The 15291-nt window shown below is 62.4% G+C and carries 12 protein-coding genes and 1 pseudogene; 8 read left to right on the forward strand and 5 right to left on the reverse strand.

Features of this window, described 5'->3' with window-relative positions; all coding sequences use genetic code 11:
* Nucleotides 1-160: 160 nt before the first annotated feature.
* A pseudogene (locus RPMA_RS00700) lies at nucleotides 161-1842 on the forward strand (heparinase II/III family protein).
* A 232-nt stretch (nucleotides 1843-2074) separates the two neighbouring features.
* On the forward strand, nucleotides 2075-3667 hold the full coding sequence (gene purH, locus RPMA_RS00705) for a bifunctional phosphoribosylaminoimidazolecarboxamide formyltransferase/IMP cyclohydrolase (protein WP_211911034.1): 1593 nt from the start codon (nucleotides 2075-2077) through the stop codon (nucleotides 3665-3667).
* Between the two features lie 137 nt (nucleotides 3668-3804).
* Here purH and RPMA_RS00710 read toward each other — a convergent pair whose 3' ends face one another.
* The gene (locus RPMA_RS00710; RefSeq protein ID WP_211911035.1) at nucleotides 3805-5193 is read right to left on the reverse strand and encodes an MFS transporter; all 1389 of its coding nucleotides are present in this window, start codon (nucleotides 5191-5193) and stop codon (nucleotides 3805-3807) included.
* 105 nt (nucleotides 5194-5298) lie between these two features.
* Here RPMA_RS00710 and ggt point away from each other — a divergent pair, with 105 nt between their 5' ends.
* Entirely contained in the window at nucleotides 5299-7044 is a 1746-nt protein-coding gene (gene ggt / locus RPMA_RS00715; protein WP_211911036.1) for a gamma-glutamyltransferase, read from the forward strand.
* Between the two features lie 6 nt (nucleotides 7045-7050).
* Here the strand turns inward: ggt and RPMA_RS00720 are convergent, their stop codons facing one another.
* Nucleotides 7051-7716, reverse strand: coding sequence for a glutathione S-transferase family protein (locus tag RPMA_RS00720; protein ID WP_211911037.1), 666 nt, complete (start codon nucleotides 7714-7716; stop codon nucleotides 7051-7053).
* Nucleotides 7717-7827: 111 nt separating this feature from the next.
* On the opposite strand from RPMA_RS00720, the gene RPMA_RS00725 reads away from it, so the two are divergent.
* The 5 genes from RPMA_RS00725 (at nucleotide 7828) to panE (ending at nucleotide 12338) form a co-directional block, all read left to right on the forward strand.
* Nucleotides 7828-8418: a DUF2239 family protein gene (locus RPMA_RS00725; protein WP_408056497.1), complete on the forward strand. Its 591-nt coding sequence runs from the start codon at nucleotides 7828-7830 to the stop codon at nucleotides 8416-8418.
* A 59-nt stretch (nucleotides 8419-8477) separates the two neighbouring features.
* Nucleotides 8478-9827 (forward strand): MATE family efflux transporter, encoded by a 1350-nt coding sequence (locus RPMA_RS00730; RefSeq protein ID WP_211911038.1) that lies wholly within the window; start codon nucleotides 8478-8480, stop codon nucleotides 9825-9827.
* A gap of 120 nt (nucleotides 9828-9947) precedes the next feature.
* The gene (locus tag RPMA_RS00735; RefSeq protein WP_211911039.1) at nucleotides 9948-10550 is read left to right on the forward strand and encodes a 2-hydroxychromene-2-carboxylate isomerase; all 603 of its coding nucleotides are present in this window, start codon (nucleotides 9948-9950) and stop codon (nucleotides 10548-10550) included.
* Nucleotides 10547-11284, forward strand: coding sequence for an SDR family oxidoreductase (locus RPMA_RS00740; RefSeq protein ID WP_211911040.1), 738 nt, complete (start codon nucleotides 10547-10549; stop codon nucleotides 11282-11284). The genes RPMA_RS00735 and RPMA_RS00740 overlap by 4 nt, the downstream gene beginning before the upstream one ends.
* 130 nt (nucleotides 11285-11414) lie before the next feature.
* Nucleotides 11415-12338, forward strand: coding sequence for a 2-dehydropantoate 2-reductase (gene panE, locus RPMA_RS00745; protein ID WP_211911041.1), 924 nt, complete (start codon nucleotides 11415-11417; stop codon nucleotides 12336-12338).
* 97 nt (nucleotides 12339-12435) lie between these two features.
* Here panE and RPMA_RS00750 read toward each other — a convergent pair whose 3' ends face one another.
* The 3 genes from RPMA_RS00750 to RPMA_RS00760 form a co-directional block, all read right to left on the reverse strand.
* Entirely contained in the window at nucleotides 12436-13011 is a 576-nt protein-coding gene (locus RPMA_RS00750; protein ID WP_249225782.1) for a c-type cytochrome, read from the reverse strand.
* A 149-nt stretch (nucleotides 13012-13160) separates the two neighbouring features.
* On the reverse strand, nucleotides 13161-14417 hold the full coding sequence (locus RPMA_RS00755) for a PQQ-dependent sugar dehydrogenase (RefSeq protein WP_211911043.1): 1257 nt from the start codon (nucleotides 14415-14417) through the stop codon (nucleotides 13161-13163).
* A gap of 315 nt (nucleotides 14418-14732) precedes the next feature.
* Entirely contained in the window at nucleotides 14733-15188 is a 456-nt protein-coding gene (locus tag RPMA_RS00760; protein ID WP_211911044.1) for a hypothetical protein, read from the reverse strand.
* Nucleotides 15189-15291 lie beyond the last annotated feature (103 nt).

A 15291-nucleotide genomic window follows, 5' to 3' on the forward strand; every position in this document is an offset into this window, starting at 1 on the left:
CCACAGGGCGCCTCCTTGTGCTGTGTGCGGGCGGCGTTTCCGGCTAAGAAGGATTCGCAACAACCTTTCTCCCTCCCATTCCAAGGCGCACGTGGTCGCTCATCGCAGACGTATTTCGAGGCTGATCCTCGGCCGCTTCGTGCGGAGTGCGCTGGCGCGCATGTCCGGCGGCTCGGCGGCGGTCTCGCGTCTGTGGCCCGGCCGAACCGATCGCCTGCTGATTGCCCGCACGACCTGCGCACCACCGACGCCACGCGCGCAGCCGAGATCTATGCCGGCCGCTTCGTCTTCGCCGGCAAGATCGTCACCTGCCATGGCCGCTCGATCTTCGATCTCGAACCGCCATCGGAAGACTGGGAAGTCTCGCTGCTCGGCTTTGGCTGGCTGCGCCACCTGCGCGCCGCCGATACCGCCATCACCCGCGCCAATGCGCGTTCGCTGATCGACGACTGGATGTCGAACACCTCGCGCAAGCGGCCGAATGGTCGTCGGCCGGAGGTCGTGGCGCGCCGCGTCATCTCGCTGCTGTCGCAAGCGCCGCTTGTACTCGGCGACACCGACGGCAAGTTCTATCGCCGCTATCTGCGCATGCTGGCTCGCGAAATTCGCGCGCTGCGCTACGCGCTGCCGAGCGCCGCCGATGGCCTGCCGAAAATGCAGGTGCTGATCGCGCTGTGCTACGCCTCGCTGTGCCTCGCCAACCAGGCCAACAATATCCGCGGCGCGGCGAAGCGGCTGTCGGACGAATTGCAGAAGCAGATTTTGCCTGATGGCGGCCATGTCTCGCGCAATCCGAATGCGCTGATCGAATTGCTGATCGATCTCTTGCCATTGCGACAAACCTTCGCTGCGCGAAACATCGCGCCGCCGCCGGCATTGCTGAATGCCATCGACCGCATGATGCCGATGCTGCGCTTTTTCCGTCATGGCGACGGCAATTTTGCGCTGTTCAATGGCATGAGCTCGACGCCGTCGCATCTGGTGGCGACGCTCCTGGCCTATGACGACACCCACGGCGTGCCGATGGCGCATATGCCGCATACCGGCTTCCAGCGCCTCGAAGCCGGCAACATGACCGTCGTGATCGATACCGGCCCGCCTCCGCCGCCGGATGTCAGCCACGAAGCGCATGCGGGCACGCTGGCTTTCGAGCTTTCTTCGGGCGCCAGCCGCATTGTCGTGAATTGCGGCATGCCATCGACGGCGCGCGACAACTGGCGCGTCTTCGCGCGCTCGACAGCGGCACACTCGACGGTGAGCTATCACAACGCGTCGTCGAGCCAGTTCGTCGAGGCCGGCGCGATGAAGAAGTTCTTGCGGGGCTCGCCGATCACATCGGGTCCGAACGCCGTCGAGAATTATCGCGAGGTGACCTCCGACGGCACCATGCTGACCAGCGCCCATGACGGCTACAAATCGCGCTTCGGCATCGAGCATCGCCGCATCCTCAGCATCTCTGTCGATGGCAATCGGCTGGATGGCGAGGACATCGTCGCTCCTGCACCCGGCGCCAAGCTGAAGGGCAACAACACCGATTACGCGATCCGCTTCCACCTGCATCCATCGGTCAAAGCGAGCCGGCTGAGCGACGCCCGCGGCGTCATGCTGGTGCTGCCGAACCGCGACGTCTGGACCTTCGAGGCCCTGGACGACAAGGTCGATCTCGAAGACAGCGTGTTCCTGGCGGGCAATGACGGCCCGCGCCGGACCGCCCAGATCGTGATCCACCAGGACGCCCGCCAGACTTCCAGCGTGCGCTGGAGTTTCGCGCGTTCGAATTCCTCGCCATCGCAGACATCAGCCCGGCGCAATGCGCGGCGTGAGCCCGAATTACCGTTGTAATTCAACACACTCACCCCTCATCCTGAGGAGCGGCCGTAGGCCGCGTCTCGAAGGATGGCCGCCGGGCTCAAGAGCCAGGCCAGTTCATGGTTCGAGACGGCGCTACGCGCCTCCTCACCATGAGGGGCTGAGCTTGGAAGCGGCCCGCAAATTTCTGGCATGCCAACCGGCCCGGTTTCACGCCCCGCCAAACCATGCTACGCGGCTGCCTTCTCCCACGGGATACACAGTCATGACCGACCATCCGCGCAAGGTCACTCGCGCTCTCTTGTCCGTTTCCGATAAGTCCGGACTGATCGAATTCGCCCGCGCGCTGTCCGCGCATGGCGTCGATCTCGTCTCCACCGGCGGCACCGCCAAGGCGATCGCTGCGGCAGGCCTGAAAGTGTCCGACGTTTCCGACCTCACCGGCTTCCCGGAAATGATGGATGGCCGCGTCAAGACGCTGCATCCCAAGGTCCATGGCGGCCTGCTCGCGATCCGCGACAATGCCGAGCACAAGAAGGCCATGACCGATCACGGCATCCAGCAGATCGATCTGCTGGTGGTGAATCTCTATCCGTTTGAAGAGACCGTCGCGAAGAACGCGTCGTGGGAAGATTGCATCGAGAATATCGATATCGGCGGCCCCGCAATGATCCGCGCCGCCTCGAAGAACCATGACGACGTCACCGTCGTGGTCGAGCCGTCCGACTATCAGTCGGTGCTCGACGAACTCGCCACCAACAAGGGCGCGACCACGCAGACGCTGCGTCGCCGCCTGGCTGCCAAGGCCTATGCGCGCACCGCCGCTTACGATGCCGCGATCTCCAACTGGTTTGCCGAGCAGCTGAAGACCGACGCGCCGGATTTCCGCGCCGTCGGCGGCAAGCTCGTGGAAGCGCTGCGCTATGGCGAGAACCCGCACCAGACCGCCGCCTTCTATCGCACCCCGGAACTGCGCCCCGGCGTTGCCTCGGCGCGGCAGGTGCAGGGCAAGCAGCTCTCCTACAACAACATCAACGACACCGACGCGGCCTATGAGGCCATCGCCGAGTTCGATCCGAAGCGCACCGCGGCGTGCGTCATCGTCAAGCACGCCAATCCCTGCGGCGTGGCCGAAGGCAGCAATCTCGTCGAAGCCTACCGCAAGGCATTGGCCTGCGATTCCACCTCGGCGTTCGGCGGCATCGTCGCGCTGAACCAGACGCTGGATGCGGAGACCGCCAAGGTGATCACCGAGATCTTCACCGAAGTGATCGTGGCACCGGATGCGACCGACGAAGCCATCGCCATCGTCGCTGCGAAGAAGAATCTGCGCCTGCTGCTGGCGGGCAGCCTGCCCGATCCGCGCGCGGGCGGTTTCACCGCGAAGACCGTCGCCGGTGGCCTGCTGGTGCAGAGCCGTGACAATGCCGTCGTCGATGACATGACGCTCAAGGTCGTGACCAAGCGCCAGCCGACCGAAGCCGAACTGCGCGATCTCAAATTCGCGTTCCGTGTCGCCAAGCACATCAAGTCGAACACGATTGTCTATGCAAAGGACCTCGCCACCGTCGGCGTCGGCGCCGGCCAGATGAGCCGCGTCGACTCGGCGCGCATCGCTGCCCGCAAGGCGCAGGATGCGGCGGCGGAGATGAAGCTCAAGGAGCCGATGACCAAGGGTTCGGTGGTCGCCTCCGACGCGTTCTTCCCATTCGCGGATGGTTTGCTGGTGGCGATTGAGGCTGGTGCGACCGCGGTGATCCAGCCGGGTGGCTCGGTGCGCGATGATGAAGTGATCAAGGCGGCAGATGACGCCGGGATCGCCATGGTGTTCACGGGCACACGACACTTCAAGCACTAACGCGACTGTCATCGCCCGGCCGTGCGCGCAGTTGCGCGCTAGGACCGGGCGATCCAGTAGACACTGCTATTAGTGATGGAACGCAGGCCTCTGCGTTTACTGGGCCACCCGGTCAAGCCGGGTGGCGACAGTGAGAGCTACTCCTGCCGCACCCTTGCCAGCAGTCCCAGCCCCGCCACAAAGAACACCACCAGCACCGCCATCCCCGCCTTCTGGCTTGCCGTCACCGCGGTGACGACGCCGATCAGCAGCGGGCCCATGAATGACGTGACCTTCCCGGTCAGCGCGAACAATCCGAAGAACTGGCCGATGCGATCCTGCGGCGCCAGCCGGATCAGCAATGTGCGCGATGCCGCCTGCAACGGCCCGCCCGCCATGCCGATCAGGCAGCCCAGCAGCAGATAGGCTTTCTCCGCCGGTGCAGCGAACAGTCCGCCATTCGGCTGCGGCGGCGTCACCTTCATGAACAGGATGGTTTCCTTGTCGATCAGCAGGATCGACACGATCGCCAGCAGCAGCAGCAACAACGCTCCGGCGATCACGCGCTTCGGCCCGAAGGCATCGTCGAGCTTGCCGCCAATGAAAGCACCGAAGGTGCCGGCAATGGCAAGGATGATTCCGAACGTGCCGATCTGGATCGTGTTCCAGCCGAATGTCCCGGCCGCGTAGATGCCGCCAAAGGCAAAGAGCGAGACGAGGCCATCGGTGTAGATCATGTTGGCGATCAGGAACGCCATGATGGATTTGTGCTTCGGCAGTTCGCGCAGCGTATGGCCGAGATCGGTCAGGCCCGCGCGGACGGCGTTGCCCACCGAGACCTTGGCCGGGAAATCCGGCGTAAACAGAAACATCGGCAGCACGAAAACGATGAACCACAGACCGGACAGCGGCCCCGAGATACGGTCGCCTTCAAAGCTCGCGGGATCGAGGCCAAGGATCGGCGTCAGGCCGAACAGTGTCTTGCCGCTCGATGGATTGGCGGCCATGAAGCCGAGGACGACGACCAGGCTGAGTATGCCGCCGACATAACCGAGCGCCCAGCCCGAGCCCGACAGCCGTCCGAGCTTTTCCGGCGGCACCAGCGTCGGCATCATCGCATTGTTGAACACGGTGGCGAATTCGACACCGATGGTGGCAAAGCCATAGGCGATCAGCAGCGGCAGGATCAGCGCGGGATCACCGGGCTTGCCGATCCACATGATGCAGGCACCGATGACGAAGATGGTGCCGAAGCCCGCGATCCACGGCTTGCGACGGCCGCTGGCGTCCGCGATGGCGCCGAGCACCGGCGACATGAACGCAATGATCAGGCCGGCACAGGCGGTGGCAAATCCCCACAGCGACTGTCCCGTCGCGGGATCAGCCGCCACGCGGGTGGCGAAATAGGGCGCGAACACGAAGGTCGTGATCAGGCTGAAATAGGGCTGCGCAGCCCAATCGAAGAACATCCAGCTGACCACCGCGCGACGCGGTGGATAGGTCGTCGGAATGGCCGCGACAGACGAGGGTGCGGCGGCGACCGCCATGGAATGTTCTCCTCACAGAACCGCGTGTTGTGAATGACGATTCTCAATCCATATAGCATGCGTGGCGGTTAAACGATGGTGTCCGCTGCCCAGCCGGAGTGACCGATGAAGCCTTTTACTTTCCTGCGTTGTGCATGCGCCGCAGCACTCGCAGTAATACTGGTCTCGACCGAGCAGACAAACGCGCAACAATCCCGCGACAACTATATTCCCGCACCGTTGGGGACGCTGAAGCCCGTTGTCGCGAAGCACGGCATGGTGGTGGCGCAGGAGCGCCTGTCGGCGCAGGTGGGCGCCGATGTGATGGCGCGCGGCGGCAATGCGATCGATGCGGCCGTGGCCACCGGCTTTGCCATGGCGGTCACTTATCCGCGCGCCGGAAATATCGGCGGTGGCGGGTTCATGGTCATCCATACGGCGAAGGGTGAAAGCACCACCATCGATTATCGCGAGACGGCGCCCGGCAAGGCCACGCGGGACATGTTTCTCGGCCCCGACGGCAAGCCGGATATCATGAAATCGCGCGACAGCGCACTCGGCATTGGCATCCCCGGCACGGTCGCCGGGCTTGCGCTGGCGTTGGAAAAACATGGCTCCGGCAAATTCACGCTGTCCGATCTCCTGCAGCCCGCCATCGCGCTCGCGCGCGACGGCTTCGTGCTGACGGATGATGGCGCCGACACATTGCCGGACTGGCATCGTCGCCTGGCGCGCTGGCCATCGAGCAAGCCGATCTTTTCGCGCCCTGACGGCACCTCGCTCCGCGAAGGCGACAAACTCATCCAGACCGATCTCGCCAATACGCTGACCGCCATCGCCGCGCAGGGGCCGCGCGGCTTCTATGAAGGGCCGGTCGCCGAGAAGCTCGTGAAAGGCATCAACGAAGCCGGCGGCATCTTCACGTCAGATGATCTCAAGACCTATCAGCCCGTGATCCGCGAGCCGGTGCGCGGCAACTATCGCGGCTACGACATCGTCTCGATGCCGCTGCCATCCTCCGGCGGCACGGTACTGCTGGAAACACTCAACATCCTCGAGGGCTTTCCGCTTGCTGAACTACAGCAGGGATCGGCGCCCTCGCTGCATCTGCTGATCGAGGCGATGAAACGCGCTTACGCCGATCGCGCGCGCTATCTCGGCGACCCCGCTTTCGTGAATGCACCGATCGCGACTTTGATCTCGAAAGACTATGCCACCAAGCAGCGTGCGACCATCGATCCCAAGCGCGCGGTGCCGTGGAGCGATGCATTGACGCCGAAGCCGCCGCGCGAAGGTCAGAACACGACGCATTATTCCGTCGTCGACAGCGCCGGCAATGCAGTGAGCAACACCTACACGCTGAATTTCAGTTATGGCATGGGCCTCGTGCCTGAAGGCACCGGCGTGCTGCTCAACAATGAGCTCGACGATTTCACCGCATCGCCTGGCGCATCCAATGCCTATGGTCTCGTCGGCTACGAGGCTAATCTGCCGGGCCCCGGCAAGCGCCCGCTCTCGTCGATGACCCCGACCATCGTGCTGAAGGACGGCAAACCGGTGCTGGTGACGGGATCGCCTGGCGGCAGCCGCATCATCTCGACCACGCTTCAGGTCATCATCAACACACTCGACTACAAGATGGATGTGATGTCTGCGGTGTCGGCGCCGCGGCTGCATCATCAATGGTTGCCCGATGACGTGCGGATCGAGAACGGATTTGCCGAGCCCGTGCTCGATACGCTCAGGGCGATGGGGCACAAGATCGTGAAACCGATGGGCCAGACCTCGGCGAATTCCATTGCCATGACGGCCGACGGCTTGCTCGGCGCGCCTGATCCACGCACACGCGGCGCTGCCGCCATCGGCCACTAGTCGCCGTTACTTGCCGATCTCATACGGCCCGCCGATTTCCAGCGCGCGTTGATAGGCGGGCCGCGCGTGAATCCTGGCGAGCCATGCCATCGCCTTGGGATGACCGCTCTCCAGGCCGCCGCGCGCGCTTGCTGCTTCGAGGGCAAAGCTCATCTGGATATCGGCCGCGGTGAATTCGTTGCCGGCAAACCATTCGCTCTTGCCGAGTTCGCTTTCCCAAAACGCCATGTGTTGCCTCAACTGCGGCGTCACCAATGTCGCCAGCGCTTTCGCTGACACGGCATTGACGATCGGGCGGATCAGCAACGGCGCGCGCTTCGGCAACAGGCCGAAGATCAGCTTCAGCAATAACGGCGTCATCGCCGAGCCTTCGGCGTAATGCAGCCAGTATGTGTAGCGCAGACGCTCTGGCGTATTGTCCGGCGGGATCAGCCGGCCATTGCCGTAGGTCTTCACGAGATATTCGACGATGGCACCGGATTCCGCGACCGTATTGCCATTGTCGGTGATGACCGGCGACTTGCCGAGCGGATGGATGGCGCGAAGCTCCTTCGGCGCCAGCATGTTCGGCTGCCGCTGGTAACGCACGATCTCGTAAGGGACGCCCAGTTCTTCGAGCAGCCACAGCACGCGCTGCGAGCGGGAATTGTTGAGGTGATGGACCGTGAGCATGCGTGTTTTCCCTGAGCTGAACCGAGCACAAATATTGCCCGGGTAATATTGACAGATATATTATCCGGGTATAATTAGCGCCCATCCTGAGGGCGAAACGGGCCTATTCCCATGACGACTGACGCGACAATGATTGCTCCCTATACGGCCTTTGCCGGGCCCAAGCTGTTGGCATCTGGGCCATTGGCCGAGGTGGCTGTCGCCGTGAAGATCGCCACCGGCGGCATGACCGATCCCATCATCATTTTTGACAATGCCACGGGCAAGTCCCTCGACGTCGATCTCCGCGGCAGCCATCGCGAGATCGTCGCCCGGCTGCAGCCGCCGACGGCTGCCGAGCCCGATGCACCGGCCGAGCCACGCGGTCGCGGCCGACCCAAGCTCGGCGTGGTCGCCCGCGAGATCACGCTGCTGCCGCGGCACTGGGACTGGCTCGCCGCCCAGCCGGGTGGCGCCTCGGTGGCGTTGCGCAAGCTGGTCGACGAAGCCCGCCGCGCCAATGGCGACCGGGATCGTGCCCGCAAGGCACGCGACGCCGCCTATCACTTCATGTCCACCATGGCTGGCGATTTGCCCGATTTCGAGGAAGCCTCACGTGCGCTGTTTGCCGCCGATCGTCGCAAGTTCGGCGAACTGATCGCCGGATGGCCCGACGATATCCGCGATCACATCGTGCGGCTCGCTTTCACCGAGCACGCCTGACATCCCGACGCGGCGCGCTTGATGCGCGCCGCCGCGTACTCCCATTCAGGACTTCTCTGATGCCCGCGGAAAAACCTCTGTGGCGGGATTTTCTCGTCTTCGTCGGACCGATGATGGCGAGCAACATCCTGCAATCGCTGTTTGGCACCATCAACAATGTCTATCTCGGCCAGATGATCGGCGTGAACGCGCTGGCCGCGGCATCATCGGTGTTTCCGCTGATGTTCTTCTTTGTGGCTTTCGTGATCGGCCTCGGCACCGGCGCCGGCATCCTGATCGGCCAGGCCTGGGGAGCAGGGCAGCGCGATAAGGTGAAGGAGATCGCCGCAGCGGCATTGCTCGCGACACTCGTGATCGGCTTTTCGATCTCGATCCTTGGCGGGTTGTTCGCGCGCGAGCTGATGACTGCACTGGCGACGCCCGCCAATATTCTCGATCAGGCCACCGACTATGCGCGTATCATGATGCTCGGCATGCCGCTGACCTTCTATTTCCTGCTCTCGACATCCCTGATGCGCGGCGTCGGCGACACCACGACACCGCTGATCGGGCTGACGATCTCCACCGTGCTTGGCCTGATCATCACGCCGGCTTTGATCCTCGGCTGGACCGGGCTGCCACCGCTCGGCGTCTCCAGCGCGGCGGTTGCGTCCGTCATCTCGACGGCGATCGGCATGACATGGCTGTCGATCCATCTGATCCGTCGCAACCACCCGCTGGCGCCGGACCGCGCCATGTTGCGATACCTGCGCGTGGATCTGTCCCTGCTCGGCCGCATCCTGCGGCTCGGCATTCCCACCGCCATCCAGATCGTCACCATGGCGTTGGCAGAGCTCGCACTGCTCGGCATCGTCAACGGCTTTGGCTCCGACGCCACCGCGGCTTACGGCGCCGTCAATCAGGTGATCAGCTATGCGCAGTTTCCCGCGATGTCGATCGCGATCTCCGCATCCGTTTTCGGCGCGCAGGCCATCGGCCGCGGTGATGTCGCCCGGCTCGGCTCCATCGTGAAGACCGCGCTGGTGCTGAACTTCGTGCTGACCGGCGGACTGGTGGCGCTGATCTATCTGTTCTCGCGCATGGTGATGGGCTTCTTCATCATCGATCCCGCCGTACTCGACCTGTCGCAGCACCTGCTGCACATCGTGTTGTGGAGCAGCATCGTGTTCGGGATGTCCGGCATTTTCTCCGGCATGATGCGGGCATCGGGCACGGTGTTTGTGCCGACACTGCTGTCGGTCCTCGCCATCGCGCTGATCGAAGTGCCGAGCGCCATTGTGCTCAGCCGGCATTTCGGCGTCACCGGTGTCTGGTTCGCGTGGCCGATCACCTTCTGCGCCATGTTCTTGTTGCAGGCGAGCTATTACCGCTTCGTTTGGCGCAAGAAGACCATTACCCGCCTGATCTGATTGCGCCCGCCCGCCATCACGATATGATGACCATCATCAAAAGAGTGGACGCGACGGCCCGGCCGCGCCACACTCCGTTGCAATGATGGTCGCAAGGACCGTGACATCCGGGAGGGCCACTTGGCACAAACAGTTCAGTTCCTGTTCGATTTCGGCAGCCCCAATGCTTTCCTGAGCCATGAAGCGATCCCCGCCATCGAAGGGCGGACCGGCGCAAAATTCGAGTATGTCCCGGTGCTGCTCGGCGGCATCTTCAAGGCCACCAACAATCGCTCGCCAGCGGAGACCTATGCCGGCGTCAAGAACAAGCGCGAATTCCACCAGCTCGAAACCGAGCGGTTCCTCAAACGCTTCCAGGTGAAGCCCTATGCCTGGAATCCCCATTTCCCCGTCAATACCCTGAACTTGATGCGTGCCGCCATTGCCGCCCAGCTCGAAGGCGTGTTCGAGAAATATGTCGAGGCGGCCTTCCATCACATGTGGGTGGAGCCGAAGAAGATGGACGATCTCGAAGTCGCGATGGCTGCGCTCAATTCATCGGGCCTCGATGCCGCAAAACTGCTGGCGCGCGGGCAGGAGGCCGAGGTGAAAGCGAAGCTGATCGCCAACACGCAGGATGCCGTGGAGCGCGGCGCCTTCGGTTCGCCGACTTTCTTCGTCGGCAAGGAGATGTTCTTCGGCAAGGAGCAGCTCCGCGAAGTCGAGGAGATGATCGCGTCATGACCGACCGTAACGCCACAGTCGCGGTGATCGGCGCCGGCGATTTCATCGGTGCCGAAATCGCCAAGAAATTTGCCGCCGAAGGCTTTACCATATTCGCCGGACGGCGCAACGGCGACAAACTTGCGCCGCTGGTGAAGGAGATCGAAGCCAAGGGCGGCAGTATCCATGCGCGCTCGCTGGACGCCCGCAAGGAGGAGGAGATCACCGCCTTCCTGAACGATGCCGACGCCCACGCGCCGTTGGAGGTCTGCATCTTCAATGTGGGCGCAAACGTCAATTTCCCGATCCTCGACACCACCGAGCGGGTGTTTCGCAAAGTGTGGGAGATGGCCTGCTATTCCGGCTTCCTCGCAGGCCGCGAGGCGGCCCGGCTGATGCTGCCGCGCGGGCAGGGCAATATTTTCTTCACCGGCGCCACCGCCAGCCTGCGCGGCGGCTCCGGCTTTGCTGCCTTTGCCTCGGCCAAATTCGGCCTGCGCGCTGTCGCGCAGTCCATGGCGCGCGAACTCGGGCCGAAGAACATCCATGTGGCCCATCTGGTTATCGATAGCGGCGTCGACACCGAATGGGTGCGGCAACGCCGGCTGGAATCCCTGGGGCCGGACGCGTTGGACAATCCCGACCTCCTGATGCCACCAGCCTCCGTCGCGGAATCCTATTGGCAGCTCTACAGCCAGCCGCGCAGCGCCTGGACGTTCGAGATGGAGATTCGACCGTTCGGGGAGAAGTGGTAAGCCCGTCATTGCGAGGAGCCCTTGCGACGAAGCAATCCAGCCTTGCATCTTAGGAACTGGATTGCTTCGCTGCGCTCGCAATGACGATACTGAGGTCGTCAGATCGACTCTTACAAAGCGGACACATCCCATGCGTATTCTCGTGGTCGGCGCCGGCGCCATCGGTGGCTATTTCGGCGGCCGGCTGTTGCAGGCCGGAAATGACATCACGTTCCTGGTTCGCCCCAAGCGCGCGGCCGAATTGGCCAGCGCCGGCCTTGTCATCAAGAGCCCGCATGGCGACGTGACGTTGAAGAACCCGCCCACAGTGCAGGCCGACCAGCTCACCGAAAAATTCGACGTCGTGCTGCTGAGCTGCAAGGCCTTCGATCTCGACGACGCCATCAAGTCCTTCGCCTCGGCCGTCGGACCGAAGACCACGATCATTCCGCTGCTCAACGGCATGAAGCATCTCGACACACTCGAGCAGATCTTCGGCGCCGAAGCCGTGATGGGCGGTCAGTGCCAGATCGCCGCGACGCTGAACGAGCAGCGTGAAGTCGTGCAGATGACGCCGCTGCAGGTGCTGAGCTTTGGCGAACGCAAGGGTGGCAGCTCCGAGCGCAGCAAGGCGATCGACGCGATCATGAAGTCCGGTAACTTCGGCGGCACGTCGTCAGAGACCATTATCCACGACATGTGGGAGAAGTGGGTTTTTCTCGCCAGCATCGCCGGCGCGACCTCGTCGATGCGCGGCGCCATCGGCGACATTCTCGCCGCCCCCGGCGGCCGCGATTTCATTCTCGGCGTCCGCGACGAATGCGCGGCCGTAGCTGTGGCCAATGGCTTCACCCCGCGTCCCGCTTTCATCGAGCGTACCGAAGCCATGCTGACGGCGGAGGGCTCGAAGGCCACGGCCTCCATGTATCGCGACATTCTTGGCAAATCGGCGATCGAAGCCGACCAGATCGCCGGCGACATGATCGCCCGCGCCGATGCCGCCAAGGTGGCCGTGCCACGCATGCGGATGATCTACACGCATCTGAAGACATATGAGAACCAGCGGGTAGGCTGACCTGTAGCCTGCATGGAGCGAAGCGTAATGCAGGGACCGGCGAACTTGTTGAAGCGCCGGTCCCCGGATTGCGCTTCGCTCCATCCGGGCTACGGCCTCACAAATGCGCCAGATAATGCGCGAGCGCGACGATCTCTTCCTCGCTCAGCGAATAGGCGACCTCGGCCATCGCCGCCATGCCACCGCCGGCGCGAACGCCGGACTTGTAGTCGCGCAACGCCTTCAGCAGATAATCCTCGCGCTGCCCGGCCAGCCGCGACACCGCTTTCGTGCCGGCATAGCTGTCGAGATGGCATGACGCACAGCGGCGGCCCGCCGCGGCCTGTTTGCCCTTTGCCGACAGGTCGGGATCATCATCCGGCTTCTTCTCCGGCGGCTGCAGCGAGGCGAAATAGGCGCCGAGATTGCGGATATCGTTATTGTCGAGCTGCTCGACGATCGGCTTCATCTCCTCGCTCTTGCGCGTACCGGCACGAAAGAAGATCAGCTGCCACTGGGTGAACTGGTCCACCTGCGCGGCGAGAGACGGAACATTCTCCATCTGCGAGATGCCGTTCTCGCCATGGCAGCCGATGCAGAGTTCGGCTTTCTCTTTTCCAGCGGTGATATCGGCGGCATGCGTGCTCGGCAGACCAATGAGCGACGCGAAGATAAGAAGCAATGCATATCGCATCATGCGCATTCCATGACTGACCAATAGTCGTCATTGCGAGGAGCGTAGCGACGAAGCAATCCAGTTCTTTCTTTACGTTGCTCTGGATTGCTTCGCTGCGCTCGCAATGACGTGGAGCGGCTGGTTCCCCAACCTCTCCGAGTCGCACCTCACTTCGCGTAGCTGATCCGGTAGATCGCGCCGGCCCAGTCATCCGCGATCAGCAACGAACCATCCTTGGCCAGAACCACATCGGCGGGACGGCCGAGATAGCCTTGATCGCCTTCGATCCATCCGGTCGCAAAATCCTCCTGCTTGGCATTCTTGCCATCGGGATCAGCGATCACGCGCTTGATGCGTGCACCCTGATACTTGTGGCGATTCCAGGAGCCATGTTCGGCGATGAAGATGTTGTTCTTGTACTCCGCAGGGAACATGTTGCCGGTGTAGAACTTCATGCCGAGCGGAGCTACGTGGGCACCGAGATTGAGCACCGGCGGCGTGAATTCCGAACACTTGTGGCCCATGGCAAATTTCGGATCCTCCATGTCGCCTTGATGGCAATGCGGATAACCGAAATGCTCGCCGAGCTTGGTGATCATATTGAGCTTGTCGCTCGGCATGTCGTCGCTGATCCAGTCGCGCGCGTTCTCGGTGAACCAATATTTGCCGCTGCGCGGATCGACATCGCCACCAACGCTGTTACGCACGCCGAGCGCTACGATCTCGGCATTGCCTGTCTTCGGATCGACGCGGCGGATCTGTGACAGCGAAGTGGGCGGAATGCCGATATTGAAGGGCGGGCCGAACGGCACATAGAACCAGCCATCCTTATCCGGCGCGAGATATTTCCAACCATGCGCGGCATAAGAGGGCATGTCGTCATAGACGACGGTGCCTTTGCCGAGATTGTCGAGATTGGCTTCCGCATTGTCGTAACGGATCAGCTTGTCGATATCGATGACGTAGAGCGCGCCATTCTGGAAGGCGAGGCCGGTGGGCATCTTCATGCCCTTGAGGACCGTCTTGACCTCTTTCTTGCCGCCCTTGTCGGTGATCGCATAGACATTGCCGATGCCGAATGAGCCGACGAACAGCGTGCCGTTGTCACCCCAGGCCATCTGCCGCGCAGCCAGCACGCCGGAGGCATAGACCTCGATCTTGAAGCCGGCCGGCAGCTTGATCTTCTTCATCATGTCGGCGAGTTCTTTGTCGGACGCGCCAGTGGGCGGGCCGGACGGCGGAGCGAGACCCTTCTGCGCTTCGGTCTCGTCACCAAGGAACCAATCGTCGGGCGGATTGGTCCAGAAATCTTTCGTGTCTGACTTGTAGCTCTTGAGCTTTTGCTGCGCGCTGACGTGAGTGATGCCGACCGTGGCAAGGATCACAGCGCATGCAAGAACGGATCGACCAAGCATCGATTTCATCGCGTTCACTCCCTGTGCAGCGGGTTCTCTGTTCAAAGAACTAGGGCTGCTATGTTTTATTGATCGTTCGAGACGAACTTTATTGGTCTGCTAGTGAGCGTAGACGAGGGGATGCTAGCACAAATGTCGCAGGGGAAAAGTGCAACTATGCAGCAACGCGCGCATGACGCGCGCGTTTTGTGAGTTGCGATGCGAAAGATTTGCGAAGTCGTAGCCCGGATGGAGCGCAGCGCAATCCGGGGACCGGTGTTTCAACTATCTCGACATCCCCGCATGACGCTCCGCTCTATGCGGGCTACGAAGGGAAAGATGAGCTTACAAACTACCCTTGCTCAGATAACGCCATGCCACCGCAAGCACGATCAATCCGATGAAGATTAGTGCCACCGGCATTTTCTTCTTTTCGCGCGGAGGCGGGGTGTCCTGCTTGATGCGGCGGAAAGGGGTGACGTTGTCGCGGTTGTTCTGGTTGTTGTCGGACATGAGCTTCGGTTTCGGAGCAGGCTTGATCACCGGCGCGGTGCCGGTGCCGCCCATGCGGGCATAGTAATGGCGGTATACGGTCTGGATCGTCGCCTCAGCGGCTGCTGACTCGGCCTGTTTGCCACGTGCCGCCAGGGCAAGATAGCTGGAGAAGAAAGTCTGGGCTTCCTGGGGCAGGGCATCGACGCTGTTGAGTTTCGACATCATCAGCCAGGTCGCGAAATCGGCCCGCGCCTCGTCATTGGCGCGCCTTCCGATTTCGAGATTGGAATCCGTGGTCGACGGCATCTTCGTTTCACACCTGCTGAAAGCCGATTGTCTGCGCAACCTTGTCCGATTTCAAGCGAGATGGATGAACGCGCGACAATACGGCCGCATGGCGGCAATGCGA

The sequence above is a fragment of the Tardiphaga alba genome (assembly GCF_018279705.1).
GTDB classification, from domain to species: domain Bacteria; phylum Pseudomonadota; class Alphaproteobacteria; order Rhizobiales; family Xanthobacteraceae; genus Tardiphaga; species Tardiphaga alba.